At 72.7% G+C, this 14,985-nt stretch carries 12 protein-coding genes; 11 read left to right on the forward strand and 1 reads right to left on the reverse strand.

Translation table 11 applies throughout. From position 1 onward, the window contains the following. Positions 1-92: 92 nt before the first annotated feature. Positions 93-638, forward strand: a complete 546-nt coding sequence (locus ACFVWY_RS25015) for an MOSC domain-containing protein (RefSeq protein ID WP_389876429.1) — start codon at positions 93-95, stop codon at positions 636-638. Between the two features lie 223 nt (positions 639-861). Here ACFVWY_RS25015 and ACFVWY_RS25020 read toward each other — a convergent pair whose 3' ends face one another. Next, on the reverse strand, positions 862-1,428 hold the full coding sequence (locus ACFVWY_RS25020) for a DUF4291 domain-containing protein (protein ID WP_389876430.1): 567 nt from the start codon (positions 1,426-1,428) through the stop codon (positions 862-864). Between the two features lie 215 nt (positions 1,429-1,643). On the opposite strand from ACFVWY_RS25020, the gene ACFVWY_RS25025 reads away from it, so the two are divergent. Genes ACFVWY_RS25025 through ACFVWY_RS25070 form a run of 10 tightly spaced genes read left to right on the forward strand, consistent with a single transcriptional unit; the run spans position 1,644 to position 14,983 of the window. After that, positions 1,644-3,248, forward strand: coding sequence for an ABC transporter substrate-binding protein (locus ACFVWY_RS25025; RefSeq protein ID WP_389876431.1), 1,605 nt, complete (start codon positions 1,644-1,646; stop codon positions 3,246-3,248). Continuing rightward, positions 3,248-4,234 (forward strand): ABC transporter permease, encoded by a 987-nt coding sequence (locus ACFVWY_RS25030; protein ID WP_389876433.1) that lies wholly within the window; start codon positions 3,248-3,250, stop codon positions 4,232-4,234. The genes ACFVWY_RS25025 and ACFVWY_RS25030 overlap by 1 nt, the downstream gene beginning before the upstream one ends. 2 nt (positions 4,235-4,236) lie before the next feature. Next, the gene (locus ACFVWY_RS25035; protein ID WP_389876435.1) at positions 4,237-6,135 is read left to right on the forward strand and encodes a dipeptide/oligopeptide/nickel ABC transporter permease/ATP-binding protein; all 1,899 of its coding nucleotides are present in this window, start codon (positions 4,237-4,239) and stop codon (positions 6,133-6,135) included. Next, on the forward strand, positions 6,132-6,905 hold the full coding sequence (locus ACFVWY_RS25040) for an ABC transporter ATP-binding protein (RefSeq protein WP_389876437.1): 774 nt from the start codon (positions 6,132-6,134) through the stop codon (positions 6,903-6,905). Before ACFVWY_RS25035 ends, ACFVWY_RS25040 begins: the two co-directional genes overlap by 4 nt. Then, positions 6,902-8,827 carry a S9 family peptidase gene (locus tag ACFVWY_RS25045; protein WP_389876438.1) on the forward strand — a complete coding sequence of 642 codons (1,926 nt, stop codon included), beginning with the start codon at positions 6,902-6,904 and terminating at the stop codon, positions 8,825-8,827. The genes ACFVWY_RS25040 and ACFVWY_RS25045 overlap by 4 nt, the downstream gene beginning before the upstream one ends. 24 nt (positions 8,828-8,851) lie before the next feature. Next, positions 8,852-10,222 carry a serine hydrolase domain-containing protein gene (locus tag ACFVWY_RS25050; protein WP_389876440.1) on the forward strand — a complete coding sequence of 457 codons (1,371 nt, stop codon included), beginning with the start codon at positions 8,852-8,854 and terminating at the stop codon, positions 10,220-10,222. A gap of 1 nt (position 10,223) precedes the next feature. Then, on the forward strand, positions 10,224-11,369 hold the full coding sequence (locus ACFVWY_RS25055; protein WP_389876442.1) for a M20 family metallopeptidase: 1,146 nt from the start codon (positions 10,224-10,226) through the stop codon (positions 11,367-11,369). Then, positions 11,366-12,223: a GNAT family N-acetyltransferase gene (locus tag ACFVWY_RS25060; RefSeq protein WP_389876444.1), complete on the forward strand. Its 858-nt coding sequence runs from the start codon at positions 11,366-11,368 to the stop codon at positions 12,221-12,223. Before ACFVWY_RS25055 ends, ACFVWY_RS25060 begins: the two co-directional genes overlap by 4 nt. Beyond that, positions 12,220-13,326, forward strand: a complete 1,107-nt coding sequence (menC, locus tag ACFVWY_RS25065) for an o-succinylbenzoate synthase (protein WP_389876446.1) — start codon at positions 12,220-12,222, stop codon at positions 13,324-13,326. The genes ACFVWY_RS25060 and menC overlap by 4 nt, the downstream gene beginning before the upstream one ends. Before the next feature lie 58 nt (positions 13,327-13,384). After that, entirely contained in the window at positions 13,385-14,983 is a 1,599-nt protein-coding gene (locus ACFVWY_RS25070) for a helix-turn-helix domain-containing protein (protein ID WP_389876448.1), read from the forward strand. Positions 14,984-14,985: the final 2 nt, after the last annotated feature.

Raw genomic sequence — 14,985 nt, forward strand, 5'->3', positions numbered from 1 at the left:
TCGCGTCATTGACCGATGGTCTCCCTCACCGCGAGGGGCGCGCCGTCCGTAAGATCGACCGGCCGCAGAACGACAACTTCGGGGAGTGTGTGATGACGGGTCAGGTCGCAGCGGTGAGCCGCAACGAGGTGTACTCGTTCAGCAAGCCCAATCGCGATGCCATCACCCTGCTCACAGGACTCGGGGTGGAGGGTGACGTGCACGCGGGTGAGACGATCCGCCACCAGTTCCGTATGACCTACGAGCCGGACCTGCCCAACCTGCGCCAGGTCCACCTGATGCACGAGGAACTCTTCGACGATCTCGCGCTCAAGGGATTCGAGGTCTCGGCCGGTCAGCTCGGCGAGAACATCACCACGCGCGGGGTGGACCTGCTGGGGCTGCCCACCGGAACGCTCCTTCGCCTCGGAGAACGGGCGGTGCTTGAGGTGACGGGCCTGCGCAACCCGTGCTCGAAGATCAACGACTTCCGCACGGGGCTGCTCGCGGAGGTCTTCGCACTGGACTCCGCGTCCGGTGAGTTCACCTTCAAGTCCGGCGTCATGGCGGTGGTCCGCTGTGGCGGTGCCGTCCGCCCCGGCGACTCCGTCCAGGTCGAGACCCCGCCCCTTCCGCATCGCCCGCTGGAGCGGGTCTAAGGGCTGTCCCGCTATCCCTGGTGGATCAGCGTGCGGCGTCAGACGCGGTGCGTCGCACGGCGGAGGGACGCCCGAATACTGGATGTATCCGGGCGTTGCGACAACGCGGCGAGGTGCCGTGGCTGTCGTCGCACGCCCGCCAGGGATGACAGGACAGCCCTCAGGCGGCGCCCCGCACCGAGCGGTCCTTCGGTCGCGCCCCGCTCCAAGTGACGCAGTAGCCCTACGGGTCGATGCCGAGGCGCTTGGCCACGGCCGGGGGCACGGGGCAGATCCGCTCCGGCGGGAGCAGCCGCTGGGCCTGCGCGCTCCGGCCGTTCTGTCTGAGCGCCGCTATCTTCTGGACCCTGGGAGTGATGTCGCCGATGTCGACGGCCCACTCCGTGGCGAACGTACGGATCAGACCGCGTCCCACCCCGACCTGGATGCTGTAGTGGTTGAGCGCGGCTCCCCGCAGCGAGCGTTCGGGATCCCACTGGACGTGCACGGGAGCCTGGGCGACGGCTGAGGGACCGGCTGTCGTCAGCACCGCCTGCGAGAGCGCCTCCTCCCAGCCGGCCCGGGTGATCCGTACCGCGAGAATCCGCTCCTGGCCCGGCTTCTGCCCCCAGTTACTGCGGTGCATGAGCCAGAGGAACGACGGCTTGATCCAAGTCATCCGGTGGAACGAGAACGGCGGGACGAACCTGCCCGCCCGCACGGCCGGTCCGGCGACCGCCGGTGAGTACGCCTGGTAGACGACGATCGTCCGGGCGTCGTAGTCCGCCCGTATCTGGTGCTGCGCAGTCATGCGCCAGATGGTTTCAGGCAACGGATCTCCCCTGCCATCGGGTTTCCCCCGGCCGGAACTCCCCCTCCGCGATCACTGGGTCGTCGTGTCCGTCTTCGTCGCGGCGCACCGTCGAGGGCCTCGTTTTTCGTGCGGCTCGACCAGTCGGAGCCGGAACGGCGCTGCCTACTGTTCCCTCACTCGGCGGCGGAGTGCCGCTCCCTCGGAGGTGGACCATGGCCGGCACCGCAGAAGCGGAGACCAGGAACAGAAGGGCCCGCGGGGCCCGGGTGGCAGCAGCGGTGGCCACGGTGCTCGGCCTCGTCGGCACCGCGACCGCCTGCGGCGGCACGTCCGCCGTCGGCGGCGGGTCGGCGGTCACGGTCGCCGTCGCCGGTGATCCCGGCAGCCTCAGCCCCACCACGGCGCTGGCCACCACCGCGCTGGCGATGAACTCCTTCGCGTACGACACCCTCGTGCACCTGGACGCCAAGGGGGCGCCGGTGCCGGGCGTGGCGGAGGAATGGTCCGCCACGACCACCTCGGCGACGTTCACCATCCGCCCCGGAGTCACCTGCGAGGACGGTTCGGCACTCACCGCCGAGGACGTGGCCGCCGAGTACAACCACATCGCCGACCCGAAGAACCAGTCGCCGATGCTCGGCCTCTCCGTTCCCGTCACCGCGGTGGCCAAGGCCGACAAGGCGGCCCGGACGGTGACCGTCACCACCACGAAGCCCGCCCCGTTCATCGTGCAGATGGCCCGGCTGCTGCCGCTGGTGTGCGAGGAGAGCCTCGCGAAGCCGGCCTCGCTGGCCAGGGCCACCAACGCGAGCGGCCCCTACCGGCTTGCCGAAGCCGTCCCGGGCGACCACTACACGTACGTCAGGCGGGACGGATACAGCTGGGGGCCGGACGGATCCACCGGTGCGGGCCTGCCCGGCAAGGTGGTGGTCAAGGTGGTGGCCAACGAGTCGACGGCCGCCAACCTCCTGATGTCCGGCCAGATCAATGCCGCCCTCATCAACGGCGCCGACCAGGACCGGCTGGACGCCGCCAAGGTGAAGTACCGGAGCCTGGAGGCACTGTTCGGACAGCTGCTGTTCAACCAGGCGGCCGGTCGCCCGACCGCCGACCCCGCGGTACGCAGGGCTCTGGTCTCCGTGCTGGACCTGAGGCAACTGGGCAACGTCGCCACCGGCGGGAAGGGCGGAACACCGGCCCGTGCCGGCGAGATCGCCCCCACCCCCTGCACCGGCGACACGGTCAGGGGCAACCTCCCCGCCCACGATCCGCAAGAGGCGGCCGCCGCGCTCACCGCGGCCGGCTGGACGAAGAGCGGCGGCACCTGGACCAAGGACGGCAGGCCGCTCACCGTCGGGCTCGACTACGCGGCCAACCAGGGTCCGCAGGTCGCCTCGGCGGTCGAACTGGCCGTCCAGCAGTGGACGTCCTTCGGCGTGAGGGCGACGGCGAAACCCACCGGGTCCGGCAGCATCGTCAGCGTCGTCGGCGGCGGCGACTGGGACATCGCCTGGGCTCCCATCGGGGTCACCCTTCCCGACCAGCTCACCCAGTTCTACGACGGTCCGCCACCTCCGAAGGGCAACAACTTCGGTTCCATCGCCAACCCCGACTACCGCCGGCTCGCCGCAGAGGCGGCCGCCAGGCCCGGAGCCACCGGCTGCGCCCTGTGGGACGCGGCCCAGGCCGCCCTGGTCAAGCACGTCGACATCGCGCCGATCGTCAACAAGGCCAACCGGTACTACGCGAAGGGCGTCACCTTCGAGGTGGACGGCAGCGGCATCATCCCGAGCACCCTGCGCCGGAGCGCCGACTGATGGCGACGATGCCCCTGGACTCCCTGACGGTGAGGGTCCGCAGCCCCTGGGCCGGATTCGTCCTGCGCCGCACCTGGCGGCTGCTGGCCTCACTCGCGGCGCTGGTCACCGCCGCGTTCGCGATGATCCACATGATCCCGGGCGACCCGGTCCGGGCGGCTCTCGGCACCACCGCCGACCCGGCCCTGGTCCAGGCCCGCAGGGAATCGCTGGGCCTGGACCAGCCGCTGCTGACGCAGTACGGCGACTTCGTCGGCGATCTCCTCCACGGCCGGCTGGGGGAGTCGATCGGCGCCCAGATGCCCGTGTCCGAGATCATCTCCGGCCGGCTCCCGGCCACCTTGCAGATCGCCGTCCCCGCGTTCGTACTGATCCTGCTGATCGCCGTGCCCGTCGGCATGACCGCCGCGGTACTGACCAAGGACGGCCGCGGACGGCGCGGCGAACTCGCCTTCACCGGGGTCACCGGACTCCTGGGCGCGATACCGGAGTTCCTGCTGGCGGTGGGCCTGATCGCGGCGTTCGCGGTGGCCTGGCCGCTCTTCCCGGTCGCCTCGCGGGGCGGAGCGGACTCCTACGTACTGCCGGTGCTGGCCCTGACCGTCGTACCGGCGGCCTCGCTGTCGCGCATCGTCCGTGTGGAGACGCTGCGGGTGCTCGGCGAGGACTACATGCGGACCGCGCGGGCGAAGCGGCTCCCGGCCCGGCTGCGCTATCTGCGGCACGCGCTGCCCAATCTGCTGACCTCCTCGCTCACTCTGGGCGGCCTGCTCTTCAGCTCGCTGCTCGCCGGGACCGTGCTGGTCGAGAACGTCTTCGCCTGGCCCGGCCTCGGCACCACGATCGTCCAGGCGATCACCGAGAAGGACTATCCGCTGGTCCAGGGCGTGGTGCTGGTCTACGGGGCGGCCGCACTGCTGATCACCTTCGTCGTCGACGTGGCCGTGGCCGTCGCCGACCCCCAGTCCACCGTCCGCGGGAGTTGACGATGCCTCATCACGACCATGACAGCTCGCTGCGGCACCGGCTCGGGCGCACCCTGCGGACGCCGATCGGCGTCACCGCACTCACCGCCTGCCTGCTGGTCGCGCTGGTCGCCGTTCTCGGTCCCGTGCTGCTCGGCGACCGAGCGGCGCAGATCGACACGGACGCGATCAACCAGGGCAGCAGTGCCGCCCATCTGCTGGGTACGGACCAGCTGGGCCGGGATATCGCCGCCCGTGTGGTGGTGGCGACCCGGCTGACCCTGCGGCTCACGCTGCTGGCCACCGCGATCGGCGTCGGCGGCGGGCTGCTGCTCGGCGTCGTCCCGGCCGTCGCAGGACGGCGTCTGGGCCGGCTGATCACCGCGACCGTCGGTGTGCTGGTGGCCTTTCCGGGCCTGCTGTTCCTGCTCTTCCTCGCCACGGTCTTCGGGGTGGGCACCACCGGAGCCGTGTTCGCCGTGGGGCTCGCCATGGTCCCGCCCATGGCGCGGCTGGTACAGAACCTGACGGCGTCGGTCGCGGGCTCCGACTACGTGGCGGCGGCCCGGATCCTCGGTGTGGGCCGGTTCAGGATGGTGGTGCGTCATCTGCTGCCCAACATCGCCGAACCGTCGGTGCTGTTCGCCACCCAGGCGGCCAGCGGCATCCTGGTCGCCTTCTCGGGCCTCTCCTTCCTCGGGCTCGGCGTGCAGTCACCGCAGTACGACTGGGGGCGGCTGCTCAACGAACAGCTGAACCGCATCTTCGTGAACCCGACGGCCGCTCTGGCCCCCGGCGCGGCCATCATCCTGACCGGGCTGATGTTCGGCCTGGCCGGCGAGGTGCTCGCACAGGCCGGTGGCCGACGGGCGCCGCGGACGAAGGAGCCGGCGCCGCGGCAGCCGCCGACGGCGGCCAGGGAGACGGCCGCCGACAGCGACGGCGGGGCCCTGGTCCGGGCGCGCGATCTGCGGGTGACGTTTCCCGGCGGACGGCAGGCCGTACGCGGGATCTCGCTGGACATCGGCGCGGGCGAGGCCGTCGGCCTGGTCGGTGAGTCGGGATCCGGCAAGAGCCTGAGCGCGCTGGCCCTCGCGGACCTGGTTCCCCACCCGGGCCGGGTCTCGGCCGGCACCCTCCGCTTCAACGGCGACGACCTGCGGGCGGACCCGCGGCTCGGCACCGAACTCGCCATGGTCTTCCAGGACCCGACGGCCTCGCTGAACCCCGCCCTGCGGGTGGGCCGCCAGCTCGCCGAGGTGGCCGAGGTACACCTGGGTGCGAGCCGCGCCCAGGCCGCGGCACGCGCCGTCGACCGGCTCGGCGCCGTCCGCATCGCCGCACCGGAGCGCCGCGCCCGGCAGCGGCCGCACGAGTACTCCGGCGGGATGCGGCAGCGGGCCGTCATCGCGATGGGGCTGATGGGGAAGCCAAAGCTGATCATCGCCGACGAGCCCACCACGGCGCTCGACACGGCGGTCCAGCGACAGGTCCTCGGCCTGCTCGCCGAGGCCCGCGAGGAGTCCGGCGCCGCACTACTGCTGATCTCCCACGACCTCGCCGTCGTCGCCCAGGTCTGCGAACGGATCCTGGTGATGTACGCGGGTCTGATCGTGGAGAACCTCCCGGTCACCGAGCTGCTCGACGGCGCCGCCCACCCGTACACCCGGGCGCTGGTCGGGGCGGTCCCGACCATGACCAGCGACCCCGGCAAGGAACTGGCGACCATCCCCGGCCGGCCGCCGGAACCCGGGGAGACCGGCGCCGGGTGTCCGTTCGCCCCGCGCTGCGCACGCGCCCGGGAACGCTGCCGCGCGGACGCCCCCGTACTGACGGAGCTCGGGCCGGGGCGGCAGGTCGCCTGCTGGTACCCGGTCGAGCCGGCCGCGGCCACGTCACACACAGCGAAGGCGACGTCATGAGCTCACTCGAACTGCGCGGGATCACGGTCCGCTACGGCCACTTCACCGCCGTCGACAACGTCGACCTGCTGGTCCCGGAAGGCACGGTGACCGGGCTGGTGGGCGGGTCCGGGTCGGGGAAGTCGACCCTCGGCAAGGCCGTCGTGGGGCTGACCCCCACACGGTCGGGACGCGTACTGGTCGACGGGAGCGACGCCCCCCGCCACCGCGGGCGCAGCCCCGTGCAGCTGGTGTTCCAGAACCCGTACGCCTCGCTCGACCCACGCATGACCGTCGGCGCGTCCGTGGCCGAGGCACTGTCCGACGGGGCGGCCGGGCACCGGACACCCCGCCGCGAACGCCGCGCCGCACGCGACGCCGAGGTGGGGCGCTACCTGGAGCTCGTCGGCCTCGACCCCTCCCGTGCCTCGCTCACCCCGGACGCCCTGTCCGGCGGCCAGCGCCAGCGCGTGGCGCTGGCCAGGGCCCTGGCCGCCCGGCCCGGCGCGCTGATCGCGGACGAGATCACCTCGGCCCTGGACGTCTCCGTACAGGGTGCGGTGCTCAATCTGCTGCGCCGCCTCCAGCGTGAACTGGGCTTCGCCATGCTCTTCATCTCCCACGATCTCGCGGTCGTCCGCCACCTCTGCGACCAGGTCGCCGTGATGGACGGCGGACGCCTCGTCGAATGCGGCCCCGCCGAACGGGTGCTGGCGCACCCGGAGCATCCGACGACCCGCGAACTCATCTCCTGCGTACCCGAACTCGCCCCCGCCGAGGAGCCCTCATGACCCGACCGCTGACGATCGACGACCTGTACCGGTTCGAGATCCCCGCAGATCCCTCGATGTCCCCCGACGGCGAACGTGTCGCGTACACCCTGACCACGCAGGACGCCGGGAACGACCGGGTGGTCCGGTCGATCTGGGAGGTACGCGGCGAGGGCGGCCCGGCCCGGCGCCTCACCCGCGGCCCGGCGGACACCGCGCCGCGCTGGTCCCCGGACGGGACGCGGCTGGCCTTCCTGCGCGCGGGGCAGCTCCATCTGCTGCCCGCCGACGGGGAGGAGGCCGTGCCGCTCACCACACCCGCCGACTGCCCGGCCGGGGCGGGCGTCCCGGTCTGGAGCCCTGACGGGTCGCGCATCGCCTTCGCCGCCCCCGAGGCACATCGCGCGGTCAGCGCGCCGGTGGTCATCGGAGCCCTCGGCTGGAAGGCGGACGGGGCGGGCCTGACCGCGTCGGTCCGGACCCAGCTGTTCGTGGTGGAGGTGGCGTCGGGGGAGGTCGCTCAGCTCACGCACGACGACCGGCACGTCGGCCCGCCGAGCTGGTCGCCCGACGGCACCCAGCTCGCCTACCCGGCGCAGACCACGCCGGACGGGGCCGTCTTCGGCCCCTCGGCCGCCCATGTCGTAGGGGTCGGGGAGAACGCGTCCGGGCCCCGCCGGGTCGGGCCCGCCGACGGTCTGGCCGGTCCGGTGTGCTGGTTCCCCGACGGGTTCGCGCTGCTCGTCGTCGGCCGTGTCTCGTTCGGCGTCGGCCACTCGGAGCTGCTGCGCCAGCCGCTGGACGGCTCCGCGCCGGTGTCCCTCAGCGCGGCACTGGACCGCAATGTCATGGGCGGCGGCGGCCCCGCCTACCCGGGCGCGCTCCCGCAGTTCCACGGCGACGACATCGTGTTCTGCGCCCGCGACCGGGGCGCGACACGGCTGTACCGGGTGGGCGCGGACGGGATCAGCGCCTCTCCGCTGCCCGCCCGCACCGGGGTCAGCGGCTGCTCGGTCGTCAGCAAGGCGGGGCGGGCGGCGGTCGTGGTCTGCGACACGGAGCGCTTCGCCGAGGTCGTGCTGCTGGATCTGGACGCCTGGGCCGACGGGGCGCCAGCCCGGCCCGAGTGGCTCACCGACCACATGACCCGGTCGCTGCCGGAGATCGCCCTCCACCCGGTCGCCGAACGCGAGTTCCGCATCGCGGACGGCACGGTCGTGCACGGCATGATCACCCGCGCCGACGGCACACCCCCGGGCGGCCCGCTCCTGGTCGATGTGCACGGCGGTCCGCACAACGCCTGGGCCCCGCACTCCGACCCGGTCCACCTCTACCACCAGGAACTGGCCTCGCGGGGCTGGACCGTCCTCACGCTCAACGTCCGCGCCAGCGACGGCTACGGCGAGGCGTACTACACCGCCGCCGTGGGCGCCTGGGGCGAGACGGACGAGCAGGACGTCCTGCAACCGGTCGCCGCCCTGGTCGACGAGGGGCTCGTCGACCCGGAACGGATCGCCCTCACCGGCTACAGCTACGGCGGCTATCTGAGCTGCTGGCTCTCCGCCCGCACCGACCTGTTCGCCGCCGTCGTCCCGGGCGGAGTCCTGGTCGACCTGAGGAGCATGGCCGGCACCTCCGAGGAAGGCCATCTGATCGCCGAACACGAGATCGGCGACCCGGCACGGATGGCGGAGCTCTCGCCGCTCAGCCACGCCGACGCCGTACGCGCTCCCACCCTGGTCCTGCACGGCGGCGCGGACGACACCTGCCCGGTCGGCCAGGCCGAACAGTGGTTCCACGCGCTGCGCACCAGGCACGTACCAGCCCAGCTGGTCGTTTACCCCGGCAGTTCCCATCTCTTCCTCCTGGACGGCCGGCCCTCGCACCGGAAGGACTACTGCCGCAGGCTCGTCGACTGGGTCACCACGCACACCAACCACTGAACGAAACGGAAACCGGAGCACGACATGACCGAAACCACCGAGCTGTCAGCCCGCTGGACCACCCGCCTCACCGAACTCGCCGCCCGCCACCGCGTCCCCGGGGCCAGCCTCGCGGTCCTGCACCGCGGCGAGATCGTCGCCGAGACCGCCGTCGGCCTCGCCAACAGCGAGGCCGGGATCGGGGCGACCACCGACACCCTCTTCCAGATCGGCTCGATCTCCAAGGTCTGGACGACCACGGTGGCCATGGCCCTGGTCGACGAGGGCGTGCTCGACCTGGACTCCCCCATCGTCTCCGTACTCCCCGAACTGCGGCTGGCCGATGAGGAGCTGACCCGGAACCTGACCCTCCGGCACCTCCTGACCCACACCAGCGGCATCGACGGCGATCTCTTCACCGACACCGGGCGGGGCGACGACTGCCTGGAGAAGTACGTCGCGCTGCTGGGCGACACCGCCCCCAACCACCCGCTCGGCGCCACCATGTCGTACTGCAACGCGGGCTTCACCCTGCTCGGCCGGGTGCTGGAGGTCGTCACCGGCGTCCAGTGGGACGAGCTGATGCGCGAGCGCCTGTACCGGCCGCTCGGCCTGACGCACACCGCGACCCTGCCGGAGGAGGTGCTGCGCTTCCGCGCCGCCATCGGACACCTGGGGAGCCCGCCGGCGCAGGCACCCATATGGGGGCTGATGCGCTCGGCCGGACCGGCCGGACTGATCTGCTCCACGCCGCGCGAGGTGCTGGAGTTCGCCCGGCTGCACCTCGGCAAGGGAGTCACCGCGGACGGCACCAAGCTGCTCTCGGAGGAGTCCGTCGTCGCCATGCACACCCCGCAGGTCGAGCTGCCCGACCCGTACATCCTGGGCAACGCCTGGGGGCTCGGCTGGTTCCTGGACACCTGGGACGGACAACCGGTGTACGGACACGACGGCGGAACGATCGGACAGAACGCCTACCTGCGGGTCCTGCCCGAGGCCGGGCTGGCGGTCTGCCTGCTCACCAACGGCGGCGACACCTCCAGCCTCTACCGGGACGTGTTCGCGGAGATCGTCCAGGATCTGGCCGGGGTGACGATGCGCACCACCATCGAGCCCGCGACCGAACCGGTGGCGGTGGACCCGGCCGACTACGTCGGCGTGTACCAGCGGCTCTCCAACCGGGTGGAGATCGTGGAGCGGGACGGCGGCCTGGTGATGCTGGACCGGATCACCGGCCCCCTGGCCGCACTGACCCCCGACACGGAGAACGAGTACGAGCTGCACCCCGTCGAGCCGGGAGTGTTCGTCGTGCGGCGGCCGGGGATCGGGCTCTGGGTTCCGGTCGTGTTCTACACGCTCGACGACGGCACTCCGTACCTCCACCACGGTGGCCGGGCCACCCCCAAGGTGGGCTGACATGACCGCGATCGCCACCGCCCTGGAGGCCCGGCTGCCGGGCCTGCTGGCCGACATCGAGGAGCTGGTCCGCACCGAGTCGCCCAGCGATGACCTGGCCGCCGTCGCCGACTGCGCCCGTGTCGTCGCCGGGATCGGCACCCGGCTGACCGGTGCGGCACCCGAGTGGGTCGACGGCTCGGGACGGCCCGCCCTGCGCTGGCGCTTCGGCTCCGGCGACCGGGTGCTGCTGCTCGGCCACTTCGACACGGTGTGGCCGGTGGGTTCCCTGGCCCGGCACCCCTTCGAGGTGACCGGCGGGCGGCTCACCGGACCCGGCTGCTTCGACATGAAGGCCGGTGTGGTGCAGCTGTTCCACGCCCTTTCGGTGCTGGACGACCTGGACGGGGTCTCGGTACTGCTGACCGGCGACGAGGAGATCGGCTCCCCCGCCTCACGCGCCCTCATCGAGGAGGAGGCCCGGCGGACCGGCGCTGTGCTCGTCCTGGAGGCGAGCGAGAACGGCGCGCTGAAGACCGCGCGGAAGGGGATGTCCGGCTACGAGCTGACCGTCGCCGGTCGTGCCGCGCACGCCGGTCTGGAACCCCACAAGGGCGTCAACACCACCACCGAACTCGCCCACCAGGTCCTCGCGCTGTCCGCCCTCGCCGACCCGGCGGCCGGCACCACCGTGACACCGACCGTGGCCTCGTCCGGCACCACCCGCAACACGGTGCCGGACACGGCCCGGCTGATGGTCGACGTACGCGTGGCCACGGCCGCCGAACAGGACCGGGTGGACCGCGCCGTGCGCGGCCTCCCGCCGGTCCTCGACGGCGCCTCGCTCACCTTCTCCGGCGGCCCGGACCGGCCGCCGCTGCCGACGAGCGCGTCGGCCGGGCTCTTCGCACTCGCCCGGGGCCACTACACGGAGCTGGGCTTCGGCCCGCTGCGCGGCGTGGCGGTCGGCGGCGCCTCCGACGGCAACCTCACCGCCGGAGTGGGCACCCCCACGCTCGACGGGCTGGGCGCCGTGGGCGGCGGAGCGCACGCGGACGACGAGCACGTGGTCGTCGCCGAACTGCCCCGCCGCGCGGCACTCGTGGCCAGCCTGGTGGCCTCGCTGCTGCGCGGGGCGCCGGACGCCCTGGGCCGGGTGACACCGTGAACGGCGCGCAGGCGGACGACGCGACGGCCGTCGCGGAGCTGGCCGCGCAGCGTGCGGGTGTCACCATCCGGGAGCTGCACGGGCTGGACGAGATGCACGAGGCCTGCCGGGTACTGGACCGGATCTGGCGGCCCGATCCCGGAAGTCCGCTGATCACCCCGGAACTGCTCAGGGTCTTCGCACACTCCGGCAGCTATGTCGTCGGTGTCGACCGGGGAGGCCGGATGACCGGATTCTGTCTGGGCTTCCTTGCCAGCAGCGGACTGCACTCGCACATCGCCGGGGTGGACGACAGCGGCCGGGGCCGCAACGTCGGCTTCGCGATCAAGCAGCACCAGCGGGCCTGGGCGCTGGAGCGCTCCATCGCCACCGTCACCTGGACCTTCGACCCGCTCATCAGCCGCAACGCCTACTTCAACCTGGCCAAGCTGGGCGCGGAACCGAGCGAGTACCTGGCCGACTTCTACGGGGTCATGCAGGACGAGGTGAACGCCGGGACCGAGACGGACCGGCTCATGGTGCGCTGGGAGCTGACCGGCGAGCGCGCCGTCGCATCGGCCGCGGGCAGGCCCCGCATCGTCACCGTCGACGGCGCGGGAGCCCGCACCGTGGTGGCGCTGGACGCCGCACCCGACGGCAGCCCCGTCGTCGGACGGCAGGACGGCGACACCGTCCTGGTCCGGATCCCCGCCGAGGCGGAGGAACTGCGCCGGACCGACCCCTCCCTGGCCCGCGCCTGGCGGCACGCGCTGCGCGAGGTGCTCGGCGGGTTGATGGCCGAGGGACACACCGTCACCGGATTCACCCGGGACGGCTGGTACGTGATCGACAGACGTCAGGAGAGTCAGGCATGAAGCTCGCAGGGGTGGAACTGCGCCGGATCGCGATGCCGCTGGTCGCGCCCTTCCGGACCTCGTTCGCCACGATGACCACCCGGGAGATCCTGCTGGTCAGGGTCGAGACCGAGGAGCACGAGGGCTACGGCGAATGCGTCACCATGGCCGATCCGCTGTACTCCTCGGAGTACACCGCGGGCGCCGCGGACGTGCTGCGCAGCTATTTCGTGCCCGCCCTCGCCGCCCTGCCGACGCTCGACCCGTGGGCGGTCGCCCCGGCTCTGGCGGCGTTCAAGGGCCACCGGATGGCCAAGGCCGCGCTGGAGACGGCGGTCCTCGACGCCTGGCTGCGCTCCCACGACCTGTCGATGGGCCAGTGGCTGGGCGCGACGGCCGAACGGGTGCCAGCCGGGGTGTCGGTCGGCATCATGGACTCGGTCCCCGCACTGCTCGACACCGTCGACGGCTATCTGGCCGAGGGCTACCTGCGGATCAAGCTGAAGATCGAACCCGGCTGGGACGTGGCACCCGTGCGCGCGGTCCGGGAACGCTTCGGCGACGATGTCCAGCTCCAGGTGGACGCCAACACCGCGTACACCCTCGCCGACGCCGCACAGCTTGCCCGGCTCGACCCGTACGGGCTGCTGCTGATCGAACAGCCCCTGGACGAGGAGGACGTCCGGGGACACGCGGAACTCGCCCGCCGGGTCCGCACCCCGATCTGCCTGGACGAGTCCATCGTGTCCGCCCGTTCGGCGGCCGACGCCCTCGCGATGGGCGCCTGCTCGGTCGTCAACATCAAGCCGGGGCGGGTCGGCGGCTATCTGGAGGCCCGGCGGATCCACGACGTGTGCGCCGCCCACGGCGTCCCCGTCTGGTGCGGCGGAATGCTGGAGACCGGTCTCGGCCGCGCCGCCAACGTGGCCCTCGCCGCACTGCCCGGCTTCACCCTGCCCGGCGACACGTCCGCCTCCGACCGCTACTACCGGACCGACATCACCGAGCCGTTCACCCTGCGCGACGGCCATCTCGACGTGCCCCGCGGACCCGGCATCGGGATCTCCCCGATCCCCGCGCAGCTGGCCGAGGTGACCGAATCAACGGAATGGATCGGCCGATGACAGGCCCCTGGCAGTCCGCCCCTGCCGCCGACCATCCCCGATCACCTACCTTGTGACGATGACGGAACAGCCGCGAGCCGTCCTCGGCCGGATCCTCAGCGACCTCGGGTCGACGCTGATCGAAGTGGTGGCCGGGGAGGCCGACCCGGCCCGCACCGTCACCGGGGTGCTGATCCAGGACCCCCTGGACGAACCGGCGAGGCTGCCCGGCGCGGTGGTGCTCGGCGTCGGTGTGTACGGCGCCGGGCAGGTCGCCGCCCTGGTCGACACGGCCGCCGGACTCGGCGCGGTGGCCGTGGTGGTCCGCTCCCCGGTCCCGGTGGACGGTCCCGTGTCCGAGGCGGCGGCCCGCACCGGCCTGACCGTGCTGGGTCTGACTCCCGGGGCGTCCTGGGCGCAGGTGGCCGCGCTGCTGCGGTCGCTGCTCGCGGTCGACGAACTGGGCACGGTGGGCGGCCCCGACGAGGCCGACGGCGCCGAGCCGCTCGCCGGTGATCTGTTCGCCCTGGCCAACGCGACGGCCGGGCTGCTGGACGGCCCGGTCACCGTGGAGGACCGCGGCGGCCGGGTGCTGGCCTTCTCCAGCCGGCAGGACGAGGCCGACCGCGACCGGATCGCGACCGTACTGGACCGCCAGGTGCCCGCCGCCAAGCTGCGCGCCCTGGAGGAACTCGGCGCCTTCCAGGCCCTGTACCGCAAGGAGGAACCCGTCTATGTGGACAACATCGCGGACAAGCCCCGGGTCGCGATCGCCGTCCGTGCCGGGGGTGAGATCCTCGGCTCGATCTGGGTCGTGGTCGACGGACCGCTGAGCGCGGACCGGACCCAGGCCCTCCATGAGGCGGCGAAGGTGGCCGCCCTGCATCTGCTGCGCCGCCGCACCAGTGCGGACGCCGAACGCCGGCTGCGTGCCGATCTGCTCGCCACCGTCCTGGAGGGCGGCACGCACGCGTCGCAGGCCGCCGTCCGCCTCGGCCTTTCCGCGCAGCCCGCCTGCGTACTGGCGCTCGCGGTGACCGGCGAGCAGTACGAGCCCGACCGGGTGGCCGCGGGCCACCGCGCCGCCGAGGCGCTCGCCCTCCACCTGGCCGCGATCCACCCCCGCACCGCCGCGGCGGCCCTCGGCCAGGTCACCTACGCGGTCCTGCCCACCAGTTCGGACGAGCAGGGACTGCGGGTCGCCGAGGCGTTCCTCGGCCGGATCGGCGGCCGGGTGCCCGCCGTCATCGGGGTCGGCCGGCTCGCCGCCCGCCCGGTGGAGCTGCGCCGCTCGCGCGCCGACGCGGACCGCGCGCTGCGGGTCCTCGGCTCCGGCCGCACCCGGCGCAGGGCCGCCCGGCTGTCGGACGTCTACGCCGCCTCGCTGCTGGAGGAGCTGACGGACCGGATGGCCGCCGAGGACGATCTGCCGGACGGCCCCGTCATACGGCTGCTCGCCTACGACGCCAAGCACAACACGGCCCTCACCGAAACCCTGGACGCCTGGCTGAGCACCTTCGGCGACGTGTCCGCCGCCGCTGCCGCCGTACACGTCCACCCCAACACCTTCCGCTACCGGCTCAAGCGGCTGGCCGTGGTCGCGGACATCGATCTCGACGATCCGGAGGCACGGTTCGAAGCGATGCTGCAACTGCGGCTGAGGCCGCGGCGCTCCTGAGC

Source organism: Streptomyces sp. NPDC058195 (assembly GCF_042883525.1).
Classification (GTDB): Bacteria; Actinomycetota; Actinomycetes; order Streptomycetales; family Streptomycetaceae; genus Streptomyces.

What these genes read in the sequence shown, in the direction of transcription:
- ACFVWY_RS25015 (WP_389876429.1), top strand. Translation starts at nt 93, where the DNA reads ATGACGGGTCAGGTCGCAGCGGTGAGCCGCAACGAGGTGTACTCGTTC.
- ACFVWY_RS25020 (WP_389876430.1), bottom strand. Translation starts at nt 1,428, where the DNA reads ATGACTGCGCAGCACCAGATACGGGCGGACTACGACGCCCGGACGATC.
- ACFVWY_RS25025 (WP_389876431.1), top strand. Translation starts at nt 1,644, where the DNA reads ATGGCCGGCACCGCAGAAGCGGAGACCAGGAACAGAAGGGCCCGCGGG.
- ACFVWY_RS25030 (WP_389876433.1), top strand. Translation starts at nt 3,248, where the DNA reads ATGGCGACGATGCCCCTGGACTCCCTGACGGTGAGGGTCCGCAGCCCC.
- ACFVWY_RS25035 (WP_389876435.1), top strand. Translation starts at nt 4,237, where the DNA reads ATGCCTCATCACGACCATGACAGCTCGCTGCGGCACCGGCTCGGGCGC.
- ACFVWY_RS25040 (WP_389876437.1), top strand. Translation starts at nt 6,132, where the DNA reads ATGAGCTCACTCGAACTGCGCGGGATCACGGTCCGCTACGGCCACTTC.
- ACFVWY_RS25045 (WP_389876438.1), top strand. Translation starts at nt 6,902, where the DNA reads ATGACCCGACCGCTGACGATCGACGACCTGTACCGGTTCGAGATCCCC.
- ACFVWY_RS25050 (WP_389876440.1), top strand. Translation starts at nt 8,852, where the DNA reads ATGACCGAAACCACCGAGCTGTCAGCCCGCTGGACCACCCGCCTCACC.
- ACFVWY_RS25055 (WP_389876442.1), top strand. Translation starts at nt 10,224, where the DNA reads ATGACCGCGATCGCCACCGCCCTGGAGGCCCGGCTGCCGGGCCTGCTG.
- menC (WP_389876446.1), top strand. Translation starts at nt 12,220, where the DNA reads ATGAAGCTCGCAGGGGTGGAACTGCGCCGGATCGCGATGCCGCTGGTC.
- ACFVWY_RS25070 (WP_389876448.1), top strand. Translation starts at nt 13,385, where the DNA reads ATGACGGAACAGCCGCGAGCCGTCCTCGGCCGGATCCTCAGCGACCTC.